Origin of the sequence: Bradyrhizobium sp. BLXBL-03, from assembly GCF_051853015.1 — a bacterium.
In the GTDB taxonomy this organism is placed as follows: Bacteria; Pseudomonadota; Alphaproteobacteria; order Rhizobiales; family Xanthobacteraceae; genus Bradyrhizobium; species Bradyrhizobium manausense.
Map to the genome: position 1 here is coordinate 4,637,041 of NZ_CP182470.1, position 18,403 is coordinate 4,655,443.

General features: G+C 62.3%; 26 protein-coding genes, 2 tRNA genes and 1 pseudogene. 13 read left to right on the forward strand and 16 right to left on the reverse strand.

Going from position 1 to position 18,403, the window contains the following annotated elements:
- Window positions 1-109: 109 nt before the first annotated feature.
- The 5 genes from ACNJX9_RS22280 to ACNJX9_RS22300 all read right to left on the reverse strand — a co-directional run bounded on the left by ACNJX9_RS22280 (window position 110) and on the right by ACNJX9_RS22300 (window position 3,411).
- On the reverse strand, window positions 110-838 hold the full coding sequence (locus tag ACNJX9_RS22280) for an outer membrane protein (RefSeq protein ID WP_439404186.1): 729 nt from the start codon (window positions 836-838) through the stop codon (window positions 110-112).
- 168 nt (window positions 839-1,006) lie between these two features.
- Window positions 1,007-1,083: transfer RNA gene (locus tag ACNJX9_RS22285), tRNA-Pro, on the reverse strand.
- Between the two features lie 94 nt (window positions 1,084-1,177).
- Window positions 1,178-1,657, reverse strand: coding sequence for a DUF192 domain-containing protein (locus tag ACNJX9_RS22290; protein WP_439404188.1), 480 nt, complete (start codon window positions 1,655-1,657; stop codon window positions 1,178-1,180).
- 161 nt (window positions 1,658-1,818) lie between these two features.
- On the reverse strand, window positions 1,819-2,451 hold the full coding sequence (locus ACNJX9_RS22295; RefSeq protein WP_220004806.1) for a cold-shock protein: 633 nt from the start codon (window positions 2,449-2,451) through the stop codon (window positions 1,819-1,821).
- 198 nt (window positions 2,452-2,649) lie between these two features.
- Window positions 2,650-3,411: a Sir2 family NAD-dependent protein deacetylase gene (locus tag ACNJX9_RS22300; RefSeq protein WP_439404189.1), complete on the reverse strand. Its 762-nt coding sequence runs from the start codon at window positions 3,409-3,411 to the stop codon at window positions 2,650-2,652.
- A gap of 265 nt (window positions 3,412-3,676) precedes the next feature.
- Between ACNJX9_RS22300 and ACNJX9_RS22305 the strand changes: the two genes are divergently transcribed.
- Window positions 3,677-3,841 (forward strand): hypothetical protein, encoded by a 165-nt coding sequence (locus tag ACNJX9_RS22305; RefSeq protein ID WP_167354005.1) that lies wholly within the window; start codon window positions 3,677-3,679, stop codon window positions 3,839-3,841.
- Window positions 3,842-3,913: 72 nt separating this feature from the next.
- On the opposite strand, the gene ACNJX9_RS22310 is transcribed toward ACNJX9_RS22305, so the two are convergent.
- Window positions 3,914-4,195, reverse strand: a complete 282-nt coding sequence (locus ACNJX9_RS22310; protein ID WP_057756625.1) for a hypothetical protein — start codon at window positions 4,193-4,195, stop codon at window positions 3,914-3,916.
- Window positions 4,196-4,473: 278 nt separating this feature from the next.
- On the opposite strand from ACNJX9_RS22310, the gene ACNJX9_RS22315 reads away from it, so the two are divergent.
- Together ACNJX9_RS22315 and ACNJX9_RS22320 are read left to right on the forward strand one after the other, a co-directional pair.
- Window positions 4,474-4,704, forward strand: coding sequence for a hypothetical protein (locus ACNJX9_RS22315; RefSeq protein ID WP_057754732.1), 231 nt, complete (start codon window positions 4,474-4,476; stop codon window positions 4,702-4,704).
- A gap of 73 nt (window positions 4,705-4,777) precedes the next feature.
- Complete coding sequence (locus tag ACNJX9_RS22320) at window positions 4,778-4,903, forward strand: hypothetical protein (protein ID WP_271598732.1); 126 nt, start codon at window positions 4,778-4,780, stop codon at window positions 4,901-4,903.
- 242 nt (window positions 4,904-5,145) lie between these two features.
- Here the strand turns inward: ACNJX9_RS22320 and ACNJX9_RS22325 are convergent, their stop codons facing one another.
- Both ACNJX9_RS22325 and ACNJX9_RS22330 read right to left on the reverse strand, forming a co-directional pair.
- Window positions 5,146-5,286: a hypothetical protein gene (locus ACNJX9_RS22325; protein ID WP_167354004.1), complete on the reverse strand. Its 141-nt coding sequence runs from the start codon at window positions 5,284-5,286 to the stop codon at window positions 5,146-5,148.
- Window positions 5,287-5,793: 507 nt separating this feature from the next.
- Window positions 5,794-6,090 (reverse strand): HU family DNA-binding protein, encoded by a 297-nt coding sequence (locus ACNJX9_RS22330; RefSeq protein WP_057754729.1) that lies wholly within the window; start codon window positions 6,088-6,090, stop codon window positions 5,794-5,796.
- Window positions 6,091-6,501: 411 nt separating this feature from the next.
- Here ACNJX9_RS22330 and ACNJX9_RS22335 point away from each other — a divergent pair, with 411 nt between their 5' ends.
- Window positions 6,502-6,804 carry a hypothetical protein gene (locus ACNJX9_RS22335; protein ID WP_057754726.1) on the forward strand — a complete coding sequence of 101 codons (303 nt, stop codon included), beginning with the start codon at window positions 6,502-6,504 and terminating at the stop codon, window positions 6,802-6,804.
- A gap of 48 nt (window positions 6,805-6,852) precedes the next feature.
- Here the strand turns inward: ACNJX9_RS22335 and ACNJX9_RS22340 are convergent, their stop codons facing one another.
- Entirely contained in the window at window positions 6,853-7,017 is a 165-nt protein-coding gene (locus ACNJX9_RS22340) for a hypothetical protein (protein ID WP_157083694.1), read from the reverse strand.
- A 6-nt stretch (window positions 7,018-7,023) separates the two neighbouring features.
- Complete coding sequence (locus ACNJX9_RS22345) at window positions 7,024-7,275, reverse strand: hypothetical protein (RefSeq protein WP_057754724.1); 252 nt, start codon at window positions 7,273-7,275, stop codon at window positions 7,024-7,026.
- Between the two features lie 296 nt (window positions 7,276-7,571).
- On the opposite strand from ACNJX9_RS22345, the gene ACNJX9_RS22350 reads away from it, so the two are divergent.
- A complete protein-coding gene (locus ACNJX9_RS22350) occupies window positions 7,572-7,889 on the forward strand; it encodes a PilZ domain-containing protein (protein ID WP_057754719.1) in 318 nt (105 codons plus the stop codon).
- Window positions 7,890-8,130: 241 nt separating this feature from the next.
- Here ACNJX9_RS22350 and ACNJX9_RS22355 read toward each other — a convergent pair whose 3' ends face one another.
- Both ACNJX9_RS22355 and ACNJX9_RS22360 read right to left on the reverse strand, forming a co-directional pair.
- Window positions 8,131-8,466: a GYD domain-containing protein gene (locus ACNJX9_RS22355; RefSeq protein WP_057754711.1), complete on the reverse strand. Its 336-nt coding sequence runs from the start codon at window positions 8,464-8,466 to the stop codon at window positions 8,131-8,133.
- Window positions 8,467-8,826: 360 nt separating this feature from the next.
- Window positions 8,827-9,345 (reverse strand): hypothetical protein, encoded by a 519-nt coding sequence (locus ACNJX9_RS22360; RefSeq protein WP_439404193.1) that lies wholly within the window; start codon window positions 9,343-9,345, stop codon window positions 8,827-8,829.
- Between the two features lie 325 nt (window positions 9,346-9,670).
- On the opposite strand from ACNJX9_RS22360, the gene ACNJX9_RS22365 reads away from it, so the two are divergent.
- The 7 genes and pseudogenes from ACNJX9_RS22365 to ACNJX9_RS22395 all read left to right on the forward strand — a co-directional run bounded on the left by ACNJX9_RS22365 (window position 9,671) and on the right by ACNJX9_RS22395 (window position 15,621).
- A complete protein-coding gene (locus ACNJX9_RS22365; RefSeq protein ID WP_271618723.1) occupies window positions 9,671-10,174 on the forward strand; it encodes a Spy/CpxP family protein refolding chaperone in 504 nt (167 codons plus the stop codon).
- A gap of 23 nt (window positions 10,175-10,197) precedes the next feature.
- Window positions 10,198-10,701 carry a hypothetical protein gene (locus ACNJX9_RS22370; protein ID WP_439404195.1) on the forward strand — a complete coding sequence of 168 codons (504 nt, stop codon included), beginning with the start codon at window positions 10,198-10,200 and terminating at the stop codon, window positions 10,699-10,701.
- 141 nt (window positions 10,702-10,842) lie between these two features.
- Window positions 10,843-11,106, forward strand: a complete 264-nt coding sequence (locus ACNJX9_RS22375) for a hypothetical protein (RefSeq protein WP_439404197.1) — start codon at window positions 10,843-10,845, stop codon at window positions 11,104-11,106.
- Between the two features lie 320 nt (window positions 11,107-11,426).
- Window positions 11,427-12,473, forward strand: a pseudogene (locus tag ACNJX9_RS22380) (tannase/feruloyl esterase family alpha/beta hydrolase); the annotation flags it as partial.
- 120 nt (window positions 12,474-12,593) lie between these two features.
- Window positions 12,594-13,010 (forward strand): tannase/feruloyl esterase family alpha/beta hydrolase, encoded by a 417-nt coding sequence (locus ACNJX9_RS22385; protein ID WP_439410105.1) that lies wholly within the window; start codon window positions 12,594-12,596, stop codon window positions 13,008-13,010.
- Between the two features lie 1,075 nt (window positions 13,011-14,085).
- On the forward strand, window positions 14,086-14,538 hold the full coding sequence (locus ACNJX9_RS22390) for a VOC family protein (RefSeq protein ID WP_057754696.1): 453 nt from the start codon (window positions 14,086-14,088) through the stop codon (window positions 14,536-14,538).
- 444 nt (window positions 14,539-14,982) lie between these two features.
- Window positions 14,983-15,621 carry a glutathione S-transferase family protein gene (locus ACNJX9_RS22395; RefSeq protein ID WP_439404199.1) on the forward strand — a complete coding sequence of 213 codons (639 nt, stop codon included), beginning with the start codon at window positions 14,983-14,985 and terminating at the stop codon, window positions 15,619-15,621.
- A gap of 119 nt (window positions 15,622-15,740) precedes the next feature.
- On the opposite strand, the gene ACNJX9_RS22400 is transcribed toward ACNJX9_RS22395, so the two are convergent.
- The 3 genes from ACNJX9_RS22400 to ACNJX9_RS22410 are packed head-to-tail and all read right to left on the reverse strand — an operon-like array spanning window position 15,741 to window position 16,451.
- Window positions 15,741-15,908: a hypothetical protein gene (locus ACNJX9_RS22400; protein ID WP_439404201.1), complete on the reverse strand. Its 168-nt coding sequence runs from the start codon at window positions 15,906-15,908 to the stop codon at window positions 15,741-15,743.
- A gap of 5 nt (window positions 15,909-15,913) precedes the next feature.
- A complete protein-coding gene (locus tag ACNJX9_RS22405) occupies window positions 15,914-16,150 on the reverse strand; it encodes a hypothetical protein (RefSeq protein WP_439404203.1) in 237 nt (78 codons plus the stop codon).
- Window positions 16,151-16,196: 46 nt separating this feature from the next.
- Entirely contained in the window at window positions 16,197-16,451 is a 255-nt protein-coding gene (locus tag ACNJX9_RS22410; RefSeq protein ID WP_057754690.1) for a PilZ domain-containing protein, read from the reverse strand.
- A gap of 227 nt (window positions 16,452-16,678) precedes the next feature.
- On the opposite strand from ACNJX9_RS22410, the gene ACNJX9_RS22415 reads away from it, so the two are divergent.
- A tRNA-Glu gene (locus tag ACNJX9_RS22415) sits at window positions 16,679-16,753 on the forward strand.
- Window positions 16,754-16,768: 15 nt separating this feature from the next.
- On the opposite strand, the gene ACNJX9_RS22420 is transcribed toward ACNJX9_RS22415, so the two are convergent.
- Window positions 16,769-18,214: a glycosyltransferase gene (locus ACNJX9_RS22420; protein ID WP_439404204.1), complete on the reverse strand. Its 1,446-nt coding sequence runs from the start codon at window positions 18,212-18,214 to the stop codon at window positions 16,769-16,771.
- Window positions 18,215-18,403 lie beyond the last annotated feature (189 nt).

The following is an 18,403-nucleotide window of genomic DNA, read 5'->3' on the forward strand; positions in this document are numbered from 1 at the left end:
GCTGGTCCCGTTTCCGGCGGGCTGGTACGCCTCGGGCTAAGCCTTGAAAAGCGCAGCGCCGCGCAAGCGGAGTATCTTCGCTTTGGCGGCGTCCAAGCAACGATGCAGCTTAGTAGTGATAGTTCACGCCAATCGTCGCAGCATGGATCGTGTCCTTGAGATGGGCCACGGTGACGCCTTCGGTAGGACTGATCAGTTGGATCGGGCTCTTGGTGCCGAAGTCGTGGTAGTTGTATTCGACATTGGCCGACCAGCACGGTGCAAACGCCCATTCCACGCCGGCCCCCAACGTCCAGCCCGTCCGCATGACGGACGCGCTTGGATCGACCGCGAAACCGGTGGTCGGATTGATATACCCCTCATCGATCTTCTCGTGAGTCCAGGCGACGCCGCCTCGCCCGTAGAACAGCCAGCCTGAGCCATAGGCGTAGCCGAAACGCGCGGTGATCGAGGCGAGAAAATCGTTCTTGATGCCGAACTGCGAGGGCACGGCAAGATTGCCGAGCGCTGGAAAGACCACATGGCTCGCGTGCTGGCTCGACAGGCCTGACCATGCGGCCCGGCCTTCGGCGCCGACGACCCAGTTGGATGCAAATTGATGATCGCAGCCCACCTGTCCACCACCGATAAAGCCGCCTGCGCCGAAATCGACCGTACCGCCGGCGTTGCTGATCGTGCGGTCGTCGCTCGCGCCGCCGCCGAGATGAGCTCCGAGATAGCAGCCGGTCCAGTTGAAGGTGGGCGGAACCATCGGAGGTACCGGCCGCGCATAGTCGGCCGCCGTTGCCGTCGTCGCGGAGAAGGCGAGAAGCGCCGTAGTGCAGAGAGTTCTAAACATATCCGGTCGTCCCCATTGCATGCGCAGAGGTAAAGCACGCGAAGCTGACGCGGAGGTTGTGGCGCGACCACCATGTCGCGGCGACAGTTCCGCCGGCCTGACCAAGCCAATGGCGGCGGATATGCTTCTCATTCTCCAGGGAAAATGGAGCAGGCCTAAGCCCGGGACTGGTCGGGGCAGCTGGATTCGAACCAACGACCTGCAGTACCCAAAACTGCCGCGCTACCAGGCTGCGCTATACCCCGAATGTCCGGCGAGCCCCGTCGATACACGCTTCCTGGAGGGCCATCAAGCGTCCAAACTGCCCGGCTTCGGCGGCCGAGACAGGGCCTTAAGAGCCTATTTGCTGCCGAACAGGGGGTGCCCGACGCGGTCGCCGGGGCGGATGCCGTATTTCTGGGCTGTTCCCGCCACGACCTCGAGGACGGCCCGGGCGGGCCCCTTGGACGAGATGATCTTGGTCGAGAGCGGCTCGGTGTTTTCGGCGATGCGCAGGATGCGGCCATCGGCGCGAATGAAGATCATGTCGAGCGAGACATAGGTGTTCTTCATCCACATCGACACTTCCTGCTCGGGATTGAAGTCGAACAGCATGCCTTTGCCGTCGGCCAATTCCTTGCGGTACATCAGCCCGGTCTGCTTCTCCTCCTCCGTGGTCGCCATCTCCACCGAGAACACCTGCACGCCGTTCTTGGTGACGATCTCGAGCGGCTGGAAGCTGGCGGCGCGAACGGGAGCGACGGCGAAGCCGACAATGACGAGAGCGGCGGCAAGAAAGCCCCGGGCAACGGACCGGGCGGCCTTTCGATCAAAGCTCATGACGGGATACTCGGCAGAAAACTCGGCAGGAAACGCGGGGACGATTATGACGGCCCGGCGGTTGCGGGACTGCGACATCCTTACGCGGCCACCGCCGCAAAAGCCAGAAGCGCGCAAGGCCCCTGCGCGCTTCTGCTGACGAATACGAAAATTTGAAGCCGCTAGTGCGACTGGAGGCCTGGCGAGCCGGTTTCGGGGTGGATCTCGGCGGCCATCATGCCCTTGGAGCCGGGCCCGAAGCGGACCAGCACATACTGGCCCGGGCGCAGCTCGGTCATGCCGAAGCGGCGCAGCGTCTCCATGTGCACGAAAATGTCGGGCGTGCCCTCGCCGCAGGTCAGGAAGCCAAAGCCGCGCAGCCGGTTGAACCATTTGACCTGGGCCCGCTCGAGGCCGCTGGTCGCGGTGACCGTGACGTGGGTGCGCGGCGGCAGCATCTGTGCGGGATGGATCGCGGTCGACTCGTCCATCGAGACGACGCGGAAAGCCTGGTAGCCCTTGGCGCGCTGGACGCACTCGACGACGATGCGGGCACCCTCGTAAGCGGTCTGGAAGCCGTCGCGTCTGAGGACGGTAACGTGCAGGAGGACGTCGGGCCAGCCATTGTCGGGGACGATGAAGCCGTAGCCCTTTGAGGCGTCGAACCATTTGATCACGCCATGGACCTCGACGAGGTTGGCGCTGCCCTCACCCAGCCCGGTGAAGGGACTGAGCGCGTTGTCGCGACCGGCGCCGTGCTCACCCGACGCGGGAACTCCCAGCTTCTTGGACTCAAATCCGTCCGACGACCCCATAACCCCGGACCCCGCAACTGTCATGCAACCCGCCACATCGGCGGTGCTCGAATCACGCGTCTTAAGAGAATCTTCTCATTCGACGCGACGCGAATCTTTCGACTCAAAAGATAACACTCCCGGTTGAGACGCATAGATAAAAAAGTGATTCGCCGGAACCTATGAACAGCTTGCACGGCCGCGAATCAAACTAACGCCTCAATTGCCGACAAAGGGCCCGAGCGTCTCGCCGATGTCGTGGCGGATGACGAGGTCGGCGATGTCGTCCTGCTCGGTCGGCTCGCGATTGATGATCACCAAACGTGCACCCGAATTCTTCGCCATCATTGGAAAGCCGGCCGCCGGCCACACCACGAGCGAGGAACCGATGGCGATGAAGAGGTCGCAAGACTGCGACAGCTCGGTCGCGCGCTGCATTTCATCCTCGGGCATTGCCTGACCAAATGAGATCGTTGCGGTTTTCACCGGCTCGTCGCATGCGGTGCAGTCAGGCGCCGCGCCGTCCTGGTCGAAGCGGCGCTTCACCCAGTCGAGCTGATAGACCTGCCCGCATCCGATGCAGCGCGCGTAAGTGGTATTGCCATGAAGTTCAATCACGCAATCGGGAGCGAAGCCGGAGGCCTGGTGCAGATTGTCGATGTTCTGGGTGATCACTGCCGGAACCTTCCCGGCACGATGCAGTGCCGCCAGCGCACGATGACCGCGGCCGGGCTTTGCCGCGGCGAACACCTCTTCCATCGCGAAACGGCGGCGCCAGGATTCATCGCGTGCCGACTGGCTCGCGACAAACTCTTCGAACTGGATCGGCCGGTGGCGGGTCCAAATGCCGCCCGGTGAGCGGAAGTCCGGGATGCCGCATTCGGTCGAGATGCCGGCACCGGTAAACGGCACGATGATCCTGGCACGCGCGATCATGTCGCCGAGTTGCTCGACGCCGCTCTGAAGGTCCTTTGCAATCATGCGCCACCTCCCGATTCAAAGTCGCGCCTGCTGCGCCATTTGCAAGCGGCAGGATTGTTGACGCTCTTATCCCCCGCCGCGCATGCACTGTCATCAGGCGGCAATTTCTTCCCGACCCTCGCTTATCACAATCCTGCAATGCCTCCTCCCCATTGACGCCCCAATCAGAAGCGCCAATGCATGTGTTGACGCGACTCAACGTGATTGCGGCGGCAGTACTTGAGTTCAGACGCGCACATAGACTCAAGTGGAGTGGGGATTTGACATGACCGAAGCCGAACAACGCAAGATCCGCGAACGCGAAGAGATCGCCGCCCGTGTCGCCGCCTTCCGAGCCACGCAGGAGAAATTCAAGCGCGAGCGCGAAGAGTATTTCGTCTCGACGCTGGAGAACGCACGCAAGGTGGAACGACCCTCGCTTTGGCCGTGAGCGCATCGCGCGGTGCCTGCGAACGAAAAAAAGCCCGGAGCATCGCTCCGGGCTTTTCGATTCCTTGGGCCATTACCAGTGACGGTAGTAGCGGTGGTGCCGGTAGTACGGTCCGCCATAATACGCATACGGGCCCGGGCCGTAGCCTTCATAATAGACCGGGCCGCCATAATAGCCGTATCTGGGTCCGTAATAGCCGTACGGATGGGACGCTGCGACGGCGCCCGCGGTGATCGCGCCGGCGGCGAGACCGAACGCAAGGCCTGGGCCGTAGTCGTGCGCCTGTGCAGGTGCCGCAACCGCGGTCACGCCGACGGCGGCGACGGTGGCAAGGACGGCGAGTGTCTTTTTCATGATCTCCTCCTTCGCATCTGGTCGGACAACGCAGCCCCGGCGCATTGGTTCGCCGCGGATGGAACCGCGACGGGCAGAAAATAATCTCCCGGCGGGCGGAACGTTTTGAACTGCGATGGATTGACGCCATACATGCGAAGGCCTCCGCCATCCGGTGGGGCAAGAGCATGACGACCCCGTCAGCATCTCCGCGGTGCTGGCGGGGTTTTCAGTTTCGCGGACAAAATGGCAGCAGACATCAATGGCTGCCAACGGGGCGGGAGGCCGAGGAGACAAGATTGCCGATATCCGCTTTGCTTGCCCGCATCCGCAGGCTCGTTCCCGCAAACGACACGCAGCATTACGACGAGATCGTCCGGAACTTCGGCACAGGCGCGCTTCGCCCGCCCCCGACGCCAATGAGCGACGGCGAGCTCGCCCGCGCCATCGCCGAGTTCCTCAAATCATCGCCGTCCCCGGAGGCGGTTGCGACGCTCGGTCGGCGGCTCGATCCCACCTCGCCGCTTTGAGCGGCGTTTCTTCGCAAGGGAACAGGCGCCTCGCGCGCGGGTTGAAATCGTCTTCCCGCAAGAGGAGCTCATCATGCCCGTCTGGCTCGAAGTCTTGCTCAACCTCTCCGGCTATGCCGGCTTCGTGGCGCTCGCAACAAGCGGCGCTGGGTGCTCGCACGACTCCGCCGAGGACGAGACCTGCCGCAGCAAACGCTAATTGGCCTGCCGCACGTCACCTGCCGTACGTACCAGCCGGTCGGCCTTTCAAAGGAGTCGATCGACTCGTTTGGCACAGGCCGCGGCGTCGATGCCTCCTCACACACGACCCGTTCTGCATCCGACTCCATTTCGTTCCTGAAGAACGAATCGGAGGCGAGTCATTCGGTGGCAGGCATTTCCTAACGAGCGATGAAGCGACGCGGCGTCATAGGGGATCGCCACCGCCTCGAGCGGAGGCCTTCAGGCCGCCGCGCGCCGGGCGCTCGGCTTCTCCGCAAAGCATTCCAGGATCTGGATGCGGATTTCCTCTGCGGCCGGGCCCTCGACCTTCCTGAGCTGGTTCCAGAGCCGGATCACTTCGCGCTGCTTCTCAACGGTCATGAATCATCTCCTTGAGCTGGATGACTCACTAGAACAAAATGAGAACATAAAGTCCAGCCCGCACGCGAATTTCCTGTGCGTATCGCGTTGAACCTTTTCGGCGCGCCCAAGACCTATGGAAGCTGGGGATTTCAGCGCCCAGTCAGATTGGCAGCGCCGCGATGGACGAACATATTCCGTCACCGCGGCGCTGTTGCTTTTTGGATTTTCAACCTTAAGTTAGAGAGCGGCTGGCGGCCAGGCGCTGAAATCCCAACGCCGTCAGCGAGAGAGCCCCGTGCGCAAGCGCGGGGTTTTTTCATTGTGCAGGGATGGCCTTGGAGAATTCCACGCAGAACGTGACGACATCAGTCTTAGAGCATGATCCGCAAAAGTCTGAAGCAGTTTTCCGAAAAGATCATGCTCAATCCAAAAGCTAAAGCGCGATGGTGATTCAACCCACTCTCATCGCGCTTTAGAAGATTGTCACGCCGCGCCCGGAGGCGCGGATGACGCGCCACAGCCGGATCAGACGGCGTCCTTGGCCACCTTCAGCGGCGAGGCCTTGACCGATTTGCTCGCCGGCTTGGCAGCAAACTGCATCGGCTCCTTGGTGAAGGGATTGATGCCCATGCGGGCCTCGGTCGCCGGCTTGTTGACGACCGACATCTTCACGAAACCGGGAATAACGAACTCGCCGGACTCGTTGAGCTCCTTGTAGCCGACCGTCGCCATGTACTCGATGACCGACTTTACGTCGTTCTTCGCAAGCTGCGTGCCCTCGGCAATCGCATCGATCAATTGAGTCTTGGTCATCTTCGCCATGTCTGGAATTCCTCTGAATGGGGTGCGCGCGAGCTGCGCTGTAGCTTCGTCCCGGAAACGGTAAAACCATGCGCGCCGCGTCTGTTCGTGCCTGAAGGCCACGAAGCAGCCGGGCTTAGAGCCCATCAGGGGCGAAAACGCAAGCAGCAGTTCGGCTCGGGTTCCGTCCTGTTTCCGTCTGGCCGTGGCGATGACGTCGCCGCGGCAACAGTGCTGAGGATGGCGCACGTCCGATGCTTCGGCGTGCTTGAACCCGCGTGAGGGAGGTCCGCGCGTTGACCGTCGCGGGAGTTTTCCACACCAGGCCTCACCTCACCGGGAAACTTTGATCTTGATGGATGTTGTTCAGACTCTGGTAACCTAACGCATCCACTCTTTCATGCAGTCTTGTTGCGTTGGAGTACCCGAAAAGTGCTGAATTTTGATGAGCTGCGTGAACTCGCGGCCGATGTCCGCGTATTTGTCGATGTCGCCGAAGACAAGGCCGAAGCGCTGAGGTCGGTCATCAGGGCCTATGACGTGGTGCTGGCGATCTTCCCGTCCGGAGACGGCATGGGCCTTCACGTCATCAAGGGCAAAGATATCCTGGACAACATCGCAAAGTCGCGCACGCACGCGATCTACAGCCACACGGCGATCGCGGTGCCTGACCTCGAGCATGCCGAAGCACTGAAATATTTGACGACGCCGCCAGAGCAACGGATCGCGGCATAGGCGGCGAGCGCCGACACATCGAGCGATCGTCCTCGGGACGATCGCCCTTCAGTGCCCCCATATCGCGATGGCGAATCCGATCGCGAGAATGCCGATGCCGATGATCATGCTCCCGGCTTCTGCCACGTCGTCCGCGCCGAACAATTTGGCGATGGCGGCTCCAACCAGGTTGAGGACCATCTCGAAGACGAAGCCGAACAAGGCGTCAAGCATGGCGGCTCATCCAGCCCTGCCAGACTTGATGCCGTGCACCGCGTCGCCGATCGAGCCGCCCACGACCAGCGCAGCGAACACCGGCCAGCCTGCAGACACGACCAGGATCGTCGCCAAATGCGCGTCCTCGCCAGGCCGCCGATAGGCATCGTAGCCGGCAAAAAAGACCACCGCGATCAGGTAACTGACGACGTATCGTTTGAACCATGTCACGGCGAAATGCCCTCGTTTCCAGGCATTCGTCGCCTCAAGCGCCATCCCGGTTCATGCTTGCTTCGCTTGCGGGAGAGGCCAACACTGTCCCCGCTTCGCTTTGCCTGACGTCGTCACCGCAATTGCAAGCCCTTCAGCATGTGACTTGGTCGCCCTGGCCCGCCAGGGTTCATGAGGCGCCGTTCAGGGCTCGCCTCGACCTGGATCAGTGCGACGCTGGGCAACAATCCCATGCAAATCTCACCTTGATCTTAAGCCTCCGCCGCCGCCTTGTTCACCGAAGATCAAGCTTCTTGCCCTAGCCTGCACCGCCGCTTGGAGATCATCACCGGGGGTGCTCGATGAGCGAGGGAGAGTTACGCAAGGACAGGCGCGTCGCGTTCGAACGGCCGCTCGATGCGCGCGTCATGGCGATCGACGGCACATGGCAGCGCGCCTGCAAGATCCACGACGTCTCCGAAATGGGGGCGAAGCTGGTGATCGACGGCGCCGTGACGGATATCGGCCAGAGGGAATTCTTCCTGGTGCTGTCCCCCATCGGCCTCGCCTACCGACACTGCGAGCTTGCCTGGATCAATGGCGAATTCGTCGGCGTTCAATTCATCAATCGCGGCAGGGCAGCGAAGCGAGCGCGTCGCGGCGAAACCCTGGTGAAGTGACGGGGAACTCCCAACGGACTGGCAGTGCTGCCACGCAAATCTGCCCTCATCCCGAGGGCCCGCCTGTCGTGGGGTGCTTTGTAGGGTGGGTTAGCTCCGCGGATGCGCGAAGCGCAGTCCGTTGAGCGTAACCCACCAACTTCGGTCGGCATTTGCGAAAAGCATGGTGGGTTACGCCGTGCGGTCAGCGCTTTGCGGTCGCAGGGCTAACCCACCCTGCGACAGCGGTGGTTCACAGAGATCAGCTGCCCGGCGGCTTGTAGGACGCGCGCAGCTTGACCGCATTCTGCCGCACCTGCTTGATCTCGTCCTGGGTGAACAGGCGCGTCAGCTTCACGTTCTGCAGCGCACCTGTGGCGACGGTCAGCCCCGAAATCGCCGGTGCAATGCTCGGATCAGGCACGTCAAAGATCACGAGAACACCGGGCCCGTCGGCAGCAACGCTGTACATCGAGACCAGCTTGCCACCGCCGGCTTCGATCACCTTTGCTGCCGCTTCCTGGCGATTGGTCGTGGGGTTTTCCAGGATCGCATTGAGAGAACGCGGGGTGTATTGCCCTGTGATACAGAAATGCATGACTGAATTCCTTCTGAACTCATGAAAATCTGGCCGCGACGAGTTGGTCGTCACGAGCGTAGGCTTGCGAACAATGATGGAGTACTTGCCCGCCGTGGGCACAAAGGCCGCCGGTAACCGACGAGATTTCGGCACACCTCGTTGGCGGCTCGTCCTGACGATACATCAGCCGGAGCAGGTGTGAAAGACGCCTTTCGCGTGCAGCCGCTGCAAGCGCGTCGGATGAGTTGCGCCCTTGCAAGTGCACTGTCACCGTTTCGAAGATGGTGGAGAAGCTGGTTATCCGATGGGGATCATGGCGGGAGCGGGCGCACCTCGCTCACATCACGCGGTGAAGCATGAACGCTGCCAGCAGCCACTTCAATTCGTCGTGGTCTTGCCGCCGCGCATGGACACGAGCTTGTCCTCACGAAATCCGAGAATGAGCCATGCGGTCTCATCGAAACCGTGTGGGCGCTTTCCCGCGTGAGAATATACCATCTGGGCAGCTTCCGACTTCGACGGTGGTCCCAGCGCCGTGATGACCTGCTGACGCGACATACCCAAATGCAGCTTGCCGTCGAAGACGACGGGCGAGAACTTGTCCGGGATGATGGCGCAATCGGTCGAGGCGCCGGCGTCTTTCTCGGCGAGCGCCTCGACGATCTCCGTGACGCGATGGTCCGCGCCGCCCATCTCTCCGCTGGACACCACCCATATCAGATGCTGCGGTTGCCGATAACACAGCCAGTAGATGCTAGCTGCAGCGTCGCCCTGCTGTTGCATGGTCCCCTCGCCCACGGCTTCGCTGATAGCACCGAGCGGCGTCTCCTCGAAGCGGCCGGCGAATCCGCCCAGCGAAAATCGGGTCGCCAATCTCTTCGCGACGGTCGGCGGCACGCGCTCGAGCGCATGTTCATCGAGTGGCGGCGGCGGTGTCTGCGCGAAGCAGACATCCGCGGGCATCGCGAAAAGCAGAAGCAGCAGGAAGAGCGTCTTTGTCCGAACCATGCAGCTTAGTCGCGCTCGCTCGACAAGGGTTCAGTCGGCTTCCACCGTTCACTGCGAAGTCTTGATGGAGCCTTTGCCCTTCATCCAGCTGCGGGGAACCTTCGGAAGCGCATCTATAGGCCGGTCACCTGTCCTTTGACTTAGGTCAACATAGCGCCCGCCCGCACAGCTCCTTCTACTCGGGGGCGCAGGATACAAAGCTCAGGAGTGTGCCATGGGCAGCAAAGCAAGCTTTGCGGCGATCGCGCTGCTGGCGACGACTTCATCTCTCACCTTCGCAGCCGAGACGCCATCGACGGTGGGAGTAGCGCAGCCGAGCGCCGCCGACCTGAAAAGCCTGACGGACATGCGTGTCGGCATCGTCAAGGCCGCGTTGCAATTGACGTCCGAGCAGGAAAAACTCTGGCCGGCCGTCGAGGAAGCCATCCGCAACAGAGCGAAGAACCGGCAGGCCCGCCTGGAGCGGATCGCCGAACTGCATGACGACGCCACGGATCCCCTCCACCAAGGCAACCCGGTCGAGCTCATGCAACGCAGGGCGGACCGGCTGATTCAGCGCGGAGCCGATCTCAAGAAGCTCGCCGATGCCTGGGAGCCGCTCTACAAAACATTGAGTGATGATCAGAAGAGGAGAATGTCTTTTGCTTCCTATGTCGTCGTGCGGGGCATGCACGATGTGATCGAGCACAGCGTCGAAGCCGAGGACGACGACGATTAGAGCCATCCACATGGAGGTAGATCATGCTTCGATACATCCTCACTGCTTTGGCAGCACTCATTCTCGTGACCGCCAGTCTCATTCCCGATGACGCGTTCGCCCGGCGAGGTGGCGGCGGTGGCGGGTACCGTGGTGGTGGCGGCATGCGTGCCGGGGGCTTTCATGGCGGCGGCATGCGCGGAGCTCACGTCCGCGGCGGTGCCGTTCATGCCGGGCGTGTCCACGGTGGCCGCGGCTACCGCGTCGCCGGAGGTCCTCGGCCGTCGCATCCAATAGCGGGCCGGCCTGGTCGCCCCGGCTATCCGGGCCGTCCCATCGCGGGCCGTCCGGGCCGTCCAATCGCCGGCTACCCCGGATATGGTGGCGGCTACTATCGCCCGGGTTGGGGCTACGGTGCCGCCGCTGCGGGAGCAGCAGCCGCGGCAGGAGCTTACGGCTACTACAACAACTACAACAGCGGCTGCTACTACGACGCCTCTGGCAACTACGTTTGTCCCGGCCAATATCCTTACGGATACAGCTACTGACGAAACTCGATCGCGCGCGGCAGACGCCACACTGCCGCCGCGACGTCAAATTGCCGGGGTTCAAATAGGCGCGAAGTGGACTCTCTCGCTCGGTATCCGACTTCGCGCATTCGTCATCGCGGACACCGCACGGGGATGGCAATGTGGGTGCTGATGTACGTTTTCTCCTACTCGGTCAGCCCGGCCGCCGCCAGCGACAAGGCGGAATGGAGGCTGCTTCCGACGGTGGTGTTTCAGGAGTTCACGAGCGAAGAGCGATGCAAAGCGGCCAAGTCGGCACTTGAGGGCAGCTTGAAGGAAGCTGGAACCAAGCTGAGAAGCGGTTTGGAGGACCTGAAGAGCATCGGAAAAGCCGACCCTGCCCAGATCATCATCGCTTACAACGTGGAGTGCCTTCCGAAATAAAGTCGGTCACGGTGCTGCCACGTAATCCAAATTCACTTTCGGTTCGCGGAGACTGGAAGAATTGCAGCGTCATTCTGTGCCCGACGTCTGCAAGCGCCGTAGCATCCGCGGTCCCGTTCGATCGACTTCATCGGCAAGGGCGAACGGCGAGAGCGGTTCGAAGCCTGCGCCGCTGGACGGCACCTCCCGAATATCTCAAGATAGTTTCAGTGTCGGTGCACCAGATCATCCGGGGCCGGCGTGAGTCACGTGCACCGCAATACAAAAACAGCAGGGAAGAAACGATGCAGCGAAACAGAAATGTGGCTGATGATGCTGCCATGGCTTGCCTGGCTCTCGTAGCAGCCATCACGGTCATCGCTATCTCGCCGGCCAGCGCCGACGATTCAGCCAACATCCCACCCGCGCTCAAATGCGCTGACTTGACCGGCTGGAAGCTGCCGGGATCGACGGCGTCTGTCACCAAGGCCGAAATCGTGCCGGAGGCGCCGCCGGGCACCGTGCAGCCGTCGCCGCCGGCGCCGGCCACAATATCGGTGGCGCTTCCGCAAAACTGCCGCGCGGATGGCGTGATCGATCAGCGCGTGGGGGTCGAGGGCAAACCTTACGCGATCGGCTTTGCCGTCGCCCTGCCCGATCGCTGGAACGGCCGGTTTCTGTTTCAGGGCGGCGGCGGTTTGAACGGCTCGATCCGGCCGCCGCTGGGTTACCAGGCGGCCGGCGAGGTGCCGGCGCTGGCGCGCGGCTTCGCCGTCGTCTCGACCGATAGCGGTCATCAGGGCGCGGTGTTCGATGCCTCGTTCCTGAAGGACCAGGAAGCCGCGCTCAACTTCGCCACTGCATCCGTCGGCAAGGTGACGCTAGCCGCCAAGGCGATCGTCGCGCACTACTACGGCCAGCCCGCCAAACATTCCTATTTCACGGGGTGCTCGACCGGGGGCCGCGAAGGCATGCTGGCCTCGGCGCGCTATCCCGAACAATTCGACGGCATCGTCGCCGGCGCGCCCGCGATGCGCACCGGCAACTCCAATATCGGTCTCGCCTGGGCCAACGCTGCTTTCAGCCAGATCGCGCCGAAAGATGCGTCCGGCAAGCCGGAGCCCGCAAAAACTTTTTCCGCTGATGAGCGCAAGCTGATCACGAACGCAATCCTCGAGGCCTGCGATGCCAAGGATGGCGTCAAGGATGGCCTGATCTTCGACGGCAAGGCCTGTCAATTCGATCCAGGGGTCCTCACCTGCAACGGCAGCAAGACGGATTCCTGCCTGGCGCCGCCACAGGTCGATGCCCTCAGGAAGGCTTTTGCCGGACCAAAGAATTCACGCGGCACGCCGGTCTACCCGCCGTTCCCGTGGGACAGCGGCGTGGCAGCCGAGGGCGTTGCCATTCCCGGCATCCTGGCGACAGGCGCGCGCAGTCCGGTCGGACCGCCTGTCTGGGACAGCATCGACGTCGATCAACTCGAAGACCGGGTCAACGCCAGCGGGATGGATCGCCTCGCCAACACCGCCTACTGGACCAACCTGTCGAGCTATTTCGGCCGTGGCGGCAAATTGCTGTTTTACCACGGTGTGAGCGATCCCTGGTTCTCGGCTGAAGACACCGTGAATTACTACGAGCGCATGGCGGCGGAGTCCGGCGGCATGGAGATGGTGCGGGAGACATCGAGCCGGGCCTTCCTGGTACCCGGCATGGGCCACTGCTCGAGCGGCGCAACGCTCGATCGTTTCGATCTGCTCAGCGCGGTCGTGAACTGGGTCGAAGACGGCAAGGCGCCCGATGCGGTGGTCGCAACGGGACCAGCTTTCCCCGGCCGCAGCCGGCCGCTTTGCGCCTATCCGCAACATGCGCAGTACAAGGGCCAAGGCGATCCGGAGAGCGCGGGGAGTTTCGAGTGCAAGTAGAGGAGATATGCGCGGTGTGTCCAATTATGGTGACAGTGCTGGACTGCACCCCAGAAGTGAGACACGATAATTGCAGTGACAGATTACGGTGACAGTGCACTAAACTCGATGCATCAGCGACGGAGGGGCGCATAACAGACATTGGATTGAGTACACTGTCACCGTAATGACAAACCTGTACGCGGGATGATGACTGTTCATTTGAACATAGAATTGCGCATGACCGTGACAGTGCTCAATTCATCCCGTCGCGACTTCGACATGCTCGGCGGAAGCAGCTGAGTGCACTGTCACCGTAATTCCCGATTGACGGTGAAGAAGCCTCCACACGAAACGAAGCCGAGGTCCGCGGTCATGGCGCGACACTACCAGGCAACAAAAGCGATGGCTTCCGCAAGGGCTCAACCCGTCCTGCGGGCTGTATACCCTTGCAGCGGCTTTCGAATGGTGCCCCGGCGTCACGTTTGCAGCGACCTCGAATGGTGCGCGGCGGAAAAGCAATTTAGGGCACTGTCACCGCAATTCGTCGATTCAATCGTGCTTCGACGGCGTGCTGCATTCTGTGTCTGATTGTGCATTCATGAATTTGGACATCGGTTACGTTTTCCGCTTCGCAAATTCGGCGCAGGGAAGCAGTGTCCAAATCTTCCCTTTGCGATGCGTCGGAGGCGACCAAACCATGGATGAGCAGGACGAACAGACCGGCACTGAATAGGGTGAAAATTGGAAAATTGCTCATCTCCTCACCTCTTGGGCGTCTCCCATTGGTCCTATAACGCAAACGTCTTTGCCGAGTTTTCCCGGTCTTATGAAAAATCGTCAGCGTCGTAGCGGTGGCCCTGCCATCAAGCTTGGCTGGCTTCGGCAACCGCGCCGTCTGTTGCTCCAGCACTCGCTATGGGCGTTGCAGCAGAAGAAGTCTCTATCCAACCAAACAGTTTGACCGCAATTTTCCGATAGGCCAACCCTGCCTCAGGTTCCCCCGCCCCCTGCCCCTCCCCCCACTTTCCTGCTATCTCTCCCCCCGCCGTTCCGGCCCAAAGCAAAACCCTCCGACCCAAAGGGAGCAACAACCATGCGTTATCTCCACACCATGCTGCGCGTGCGCAATCTCGATGTCGCGCTGAAGTTTTACCAGGATGCGCTGGGGCTGAAGGAGGTGCGGCGGATCGACAACGAGAAGGGGCGGTTCACACTGGTGTTCCTGTGCGCGCCTGACGATCTCGAGGCACTGAAAAAGCAGCCGCCGACGCGCGGCGCGCCGCTGGTCGAGCTCACTTACAATTGGGACGAGGAGAAGTATGGCGAGGACCGCTTCTTCGGCCATCTCGCCTATGAGGTCGACGACATCTACGCCACCTGCGAGAAGCTGCAGAAGGCCGGCGTCACCATCAACCGGCCGCCGCGCGACGGCAACATGGCCTTCGTCCGCTCGCCCGATCTGCACTCGATCGAGCTGCTGCAGAAGGGCGAGCCGAAGGCGCCCGCCGAGCCCTGGGTTTCAATGCCGAACACCGGGCACTGGTAGGCCCTGCCAGCAGGAACCACGGCCGCTCCCTAGCGTTCACCCCTACGACAATGCAATGGAGGAGAACGCAATGGGACGCGGAATTTTGCTGTGGCTGCTGGGTGTGCCGATCCCGGTGATCATTCTGTTGTGGCTGTTTTTCGGCCGTTGATATCAGCGCAAACGCGTTTAGCGTTTGTCGCTCCAGCGCAAACCCATACGCATCTTGCTGATGTCGCATTCGGCACCCCGCAATGAAAGCTCCGCTCGGCCGAGCGGAGCTTTTTGCATGAGGGGCGCGCGGCAATCGGCGTCGCTGCGTGCGGCGATTTCGGCTATCACCCGCAGAACTCGTAGCCCGGATGGAGCGCAAGCGTAATCCGGGGCGCTTTCCGCGGCGGCGGTCCCGGATTTCGCTGCGCTCCATCCGGGCTACGACAATCATCATGCCGCGGGAGACGCTCGATGCCGGACACACAGCTGACGATCTGGGGCCGCGCCAATTCGGTTAACGTGCAGAAGGTGCTGTGGTGCCTGACGGAGCTCGCGCTGCCCTATCAGCGCATCGATGCCGGCATGGCTTACGGCAAGACCCGCGAGCCCGAATATCTCGCCATGAACCCCAATGCGCGGGTGCCGACGCTGGTCGAGGGTGACTTCTCGCTGTGGGAGTCCAATTCGATCATGCGCTATCTCTGCATGGCGCATGGGCGCGGCACGCCTGTCTATCCGGAGGCGCCGAAGCTGCGCGCCGGCGTCGACCGCTGGCTCGACTGGACGCTGTCGACGGTGCAGCCGGTCGACCGCCCGGTGTTCTGGGGCATCGTGCGCACGCCGCCCGCCGAGCGCGACATGATCCAGGTGCAGAAGGATGCCGATGCCGCCGCCGAGGTCTGGGCGATCGCCGATCAGCTCCTGGCGAGCCGGCCCTACATGGAGGGCGACGCCTTCACGCTCGCCGATATCGCCGTGGGCGCCTATGCGCGGCGCTGGCTCGGGGTCGAGGGCATCACCCGTCCGGCGCAGCCGAACCTGACGCGGTGGCTCGCCGCGCTCGGCAAGCGGCCCGGATTTGCCGAGCATGTGGCCCCGCCGATGTCGTGAGCCGCGCTGGCGCGGCTTAAGGCTTGGCGAGAGCACGATGAATCGCCGTGAGCGCGCAAAATGGCCCGCACCTAGCGCCTACTGTGCATGGGGTTGTTTTCGCGTTTTGGTTTGAAGGCCTAGTGCCAGGTGCGCTCGACGGTCACGACGATGGCGATCAGCGCCAGCGTCACCACCACCGTGGCTATCCTTGCGGTCCAGGACAGCCCGCGGCCGACCCACCACAGCAGCGCGAAATACATCAGCACGGGCACCAGAAGATCGAGCCGCACCAGATCCGGTGACATCGACCTCAGTGCCTGACCGTGGTGTCGAGGCGGACCGCCCCGCCGATCTTCACGCAGCTGCCCTCGACCATGGTGAAGCCCTGGCCATAGGCGGCGCAGGCATTGGCCTTCGCCGTCCCGCTTGTGCCCTTGAGCGGCAGGGTCTTGGCGGACTGCGCCTGGTCGGCCGGCGGCAGGCGCAGGGTCTCGGCGCCGGCGGCTTGGGTCATCGCGAGCGAGGCGAGGATGAGGAGAGCACGCATGCGGCCCTTGTAGCGTGGCGCGCTACCTGGCGCCATCCGGCGGCGGTCAGAGGAACCTGACGCCGGCCGACTTGCCGCGGCGCCAGACCACCTGGCAGCTGCGCCCGGTCCGCGCGTCCCGCGCAAAGGCCATCCGGATCACGCCCGGAAGCTGGCTGGCATCCTCGTCCAGCGTGATCCTGGCGCCCGAGGGCGAGATGTCCCGGACCAGGCAATGCCGCGCCGCGAATCCGCCGTCCAGCGTGATCCAGGCGTGCTGCGACAGCAGCTTGCGGGCTGCGCGCTTCTTGGGCTGAGGCATCGGCAAAAATATCTCCCGCGTCAGCGCTAGCGCAAGGAACCCTAAGAAACCGTTGAAATCGCGGCCCGAACCAGCCCGGGGCCTTCTATCCACCGCCGGCCAAAGAGCCTGCCGGAACGGCTTGCCCGCGGCCGCAAAGGCCACTATACGTTCGCCCGCTGCAAGCCGCCGGGCACGACTCGGACGGCCAGCGGGCCTGTCGTCATCAGCGGCGTGGCCTTGCGTTTGCTCCCTTCGTCTATCGGTTAGGACGCCACCCTTTCACGGTGGAGAGAGCGGTTCGATTCCGCTAGGGAGCGCCACGCAGCCGGCCCGATCTAGATCGCCTTGATCTTGAGGAAGGCGAAAGCCACCATCTTCAGCAACATCCAGCCATGTCGAAACCTCGAGATCTGGGTCTCGCCATAGGTGCGCGCGGCGTAGCGGATCGGCAGATCCACCGATTTCAGATTGAGCTTCGAGGCGCCGAAGATCAGGTCGAAATCGCCGAACGGATCGAAATCGCCGAAATAGGCCTTGCCGGCCTTCAGGCGCTGATAGTCGCTGCGGCGCAGAACCTTGGTGCCGCACAGCGTGTCCGTGTAGCGCTGATTGAGCAGCCAGGAGAACAGATACGAAAAGATCTTGTTGGCGATCAGGTTGAGGAAGCGCATCGCGCCGTCATCCATGGGGTAGACCAGGCGCGATCCGTTGATGAATTCGCCCTTGCCCGACAGCAACGCCTCGGCGAATTTCGGAATCTGCTCCGGCGGCATGGTCAGGTCGGCATCGAGGATCACCAGCACGTCGCCGCGCGCAGCATCGAAGGCGGTGAAGACGGCGTCGGCCTTGCCTTTGCCGGACTGACGCATCACCTTGATGTCCTTGGACGGGTAGGCCTGTTTGACCCGCTCCATCTCCTCGAAGGTACCGTCCTGGCTGTGGCCTTCGACGAAGATGATCTCGATATCGTTGCAAAAATCGGGAATGCGTTGGACCGCAGGCTCGATATTGCCGCGCTCGTTGCGCGCCGGAACGACGACGGTAGCCGAGGCGAATTCTTCCCTCGCCTTGAGGCTGGAGCGCGCCACCAGATAGTGTCGCAATGCCAACTGGCGGATCCCCGGCAACACGCTGACGAAACGATTGAGAAGGCGTCCGAGCCCGAACATCCGGACCGGTAAGAGCACCCGCTGCTCCCACTTCACCGGATCGAAATCCGCAAGCCTGGCAAGGCTGCGCAAATCAGGCGGCGACAGCACGTTCTGCTCGGGATGCGGCATCCGCAGGCCGACGAATTCGGCGAACTTGAGCACCGGGTACCAGAGATGGGAGAAGTAGCCGATCACCAGCCGCGTATCCCGGGTGCAGAGCGGATGGAGCTGGGCGATGAATTTCTGGCAATCCTCAAGCGAGCCGATCGTATCGAGGACGAGGATGTAGTCGAACGGGCCCTGCAGCGCCTCGAGCGTCACCGGGTCCTCGGCATCGCCATCGACGAAAATGAGATCAGGATGGCGCTGCCGCGCGATCGCAATTTGCTTGCGACAGAAATCGATTCCAACGCCATATGACGGCGCGAGGCTCGCAAGCGTATCACCGACGCCGCAGCCGATGTCGAGCACGCGAGTGCCGGCCGGGATCAGAAACTGGAGATAGCGCTCATCCTCGTGGTGGAAAAAGCTGTTCTTTTCCCGCCATGCCACGCGATCCGTAGCAATGCGCTCAGCGTGATCGAGAATGCCCGCTTTCCGCGGCGACAGGCAGCCGGACGTCACGGTCATGTCCAATGCAAGACACAGGCCTGGTTGAGCCCGCTCGAACTGAAACCAATCGCGAAACCAAACGCGGCTGCGCAAGACGACACAGCCATGAAAATAGCCATCAACATGGTCCCCCCAGACCTCGCGGTACACAAGCGCAACTGGGAGACGAGATCAACAGGAAGATGGTCGGCGAGCGACGACGCGAGA

What these genes read in the sequence shown, in the direction of transcription:
- ACNJX9_RS22295 (WP_220004806.1), bottom strand. Translation starts at nt 2,451, where the DNA reads ATGGGGTCGTCGGACGGATTTGAGTCCAAGAAGCTGGGAGTTCCCGCG.
- ACNJX9_RS22370 (WP_439404195.1), top strand. Translation starts at nt 10,198, where the DNA reads ATGCTTCGATACATCCTCACTGCTTTGGCAGCACTCATTCTCGTGACC.
- ACNJX9_RS22385 (WP_439410105.1), top strand. Translation starts at nt 12,594, where the DNA reads ATGGATCGCCTCGCCAACACCGCCTACTGGACCAACCTGTCGAGCTAT.
- ACNJX9_RS22310 (WP_057756625.1), bottom strand. Translation starts at nt 4,195, where the DNA reads ATGAAAAAGACACTCGCCGTCCTTGCCACCGTCGCCGCCGTCGGCGTG.
- ACNJX9_RS22290 (WP_439404188.1), bottom strand. Translation starts at nt 1,657, where the DNA reads ATGAGCTTTGATCGAAAGGCCGCCCGGTCCGTTGCCCGGGGCTTTCTT.
- ACNJX9_RS22340 (WP_157083694.1), bottom strand. Translation starts at nt 7,017, where the DNA reads ATGCTTGACGCCTTGTTCGGCTTCGTCTTCGAGATGGTCCTCAACCTG.
- ACNJX9_RS22325 (WP_167354004.1), bottom strand. Translation starts at nt 5,286, where the DNA reads ATGACCGTTGAGAAGCAGCGCGAAGTGATCCGGCTCTGGAACCAGCTC.
- ACNJX9_RS22305 (WP_167354005.1), top strand. Translation starts at nt 3,677, where the DNA reads ATGACCGAAGCCGAACAACGCAAGATCCGCGAACGCGAAGAGATCGCC.
- ACNJX9_RS22375 (WP_439404197.1), top strand. Translation starts at nt 10,843, where the DNA reads ATGTGGGTGCTGATGTACGTTTTCTCCTACTCGGTCAGCCCGGCCGCC.
- ACNJX9_RS22405 (WP_439404203.1), bottom strand. Translation starts at nt 16,150, where the DNA reads ATGCGTGCTCTCCTCATCCTCGCCTCGCTCGCGATGACCCAAGCCGCC.
- ACNJX9_RS22365 (WP_271618723.1), top strand. Translation starts at nt 9,671, where the DNA reads ATGGGCAGCAAAGCAAGCTTTGCGGCGATCGCGCTGCTGGCGACGACT.
- ACNJX9_RS22395 (WP_439404199.1), top strand. Translation starts at nt 14,983, where the DNA reads ATGCCGGACACACAGCTGACGATCTGGGGCCGCGCCAATTCGGTTAAC.
- ACNJX9_RS22320 (WP_271598732.1), top strand. Translation starts at nt 4,778, where the DNA reads ATGCCCGTCTGGCTCGAAGTCTTGCTCAACCTCTCCGGCTATGCCGGC.
- ACNJX9_RS22330 (WP_057754729.1), bottom strand. Translation starts at nt 6,090, where the DNA reads ATGGCGAAGATGACCAAGACTCAATTGATCGATGCGATTGCCGAGGGC.
- ACNJX9_RS22345 (WP_057754724.1), bottom strand. Translation starts at nt 7,275, where the DNA reads ATGGCGCTTGAGGCGACGAATGCCTGGAAACGAGGGCATTTCGCCGTG.
- ACNJX9_RS22390 (WP_057754696.1), top strand. Translation starts at nt 14,086, where the DNA reads ATGCGTTATCTCCACACCATGCTGCGCGTGCGCAATCTCGATGTCGCG.
- ACNJX9_RS22420 (WP_439404204.1), bottom strand. Translation starts at nt 18,214, where the DNA reads ATGACCGTGACGTCCGGCTGCCTGTCGCCGCGGAAAGCGGGCATTCTC.
- ACNJX9_RS22410 (WP_057754690.1), bottom strand. Translation starts at nt 16,451, where the DNA reads ATGCCTCAGCCCAAGAAGCGCGCAGCCCGCAAGCTGCTGTCGCAGCAC.
- ACNJX9_RS22350 (WP_057754719.1), top strand. Translation starts at nt 7,572, where the DNA reads ATGAGCGAGGGAGAGTTACGCAAGGACAGGCGCGTCGCGTTCGAACGG.
- ACNJX9_RS22300 (WP_439404189.1), bottom strand. Translation starts at nt 3,411, where the DNA reads ATGATTGCAAAGGACCTTCAGAGCGGCGTCGAGCAACTCGGCGACATG.
- ACNJX9_RS22400 (WP_439404201.1), bottom strand. Translation starts at nt 15,908, where the DNA reads ATGTCACCGGATCTGGTGCGGCTCGATCTTCTGGTGCCCGTGCTGATG.
- ACNJX9_RS22280 (WP_439404186.1), bottom strand. Translation starts at nt 838, where the DNA reads ATGTTTAGAACTCTCTGCACTACGGCGCTTCTCGCCTTCTCCGCGACG.
- ACNJX9_RS22355 (WP_057754711.1), bottom strand. Translation starts at nt 8,466, where the DNA reads ATGCATTTCTGTATCACAGGGCAATACACCCCGCGTTCTCTCAATGCG.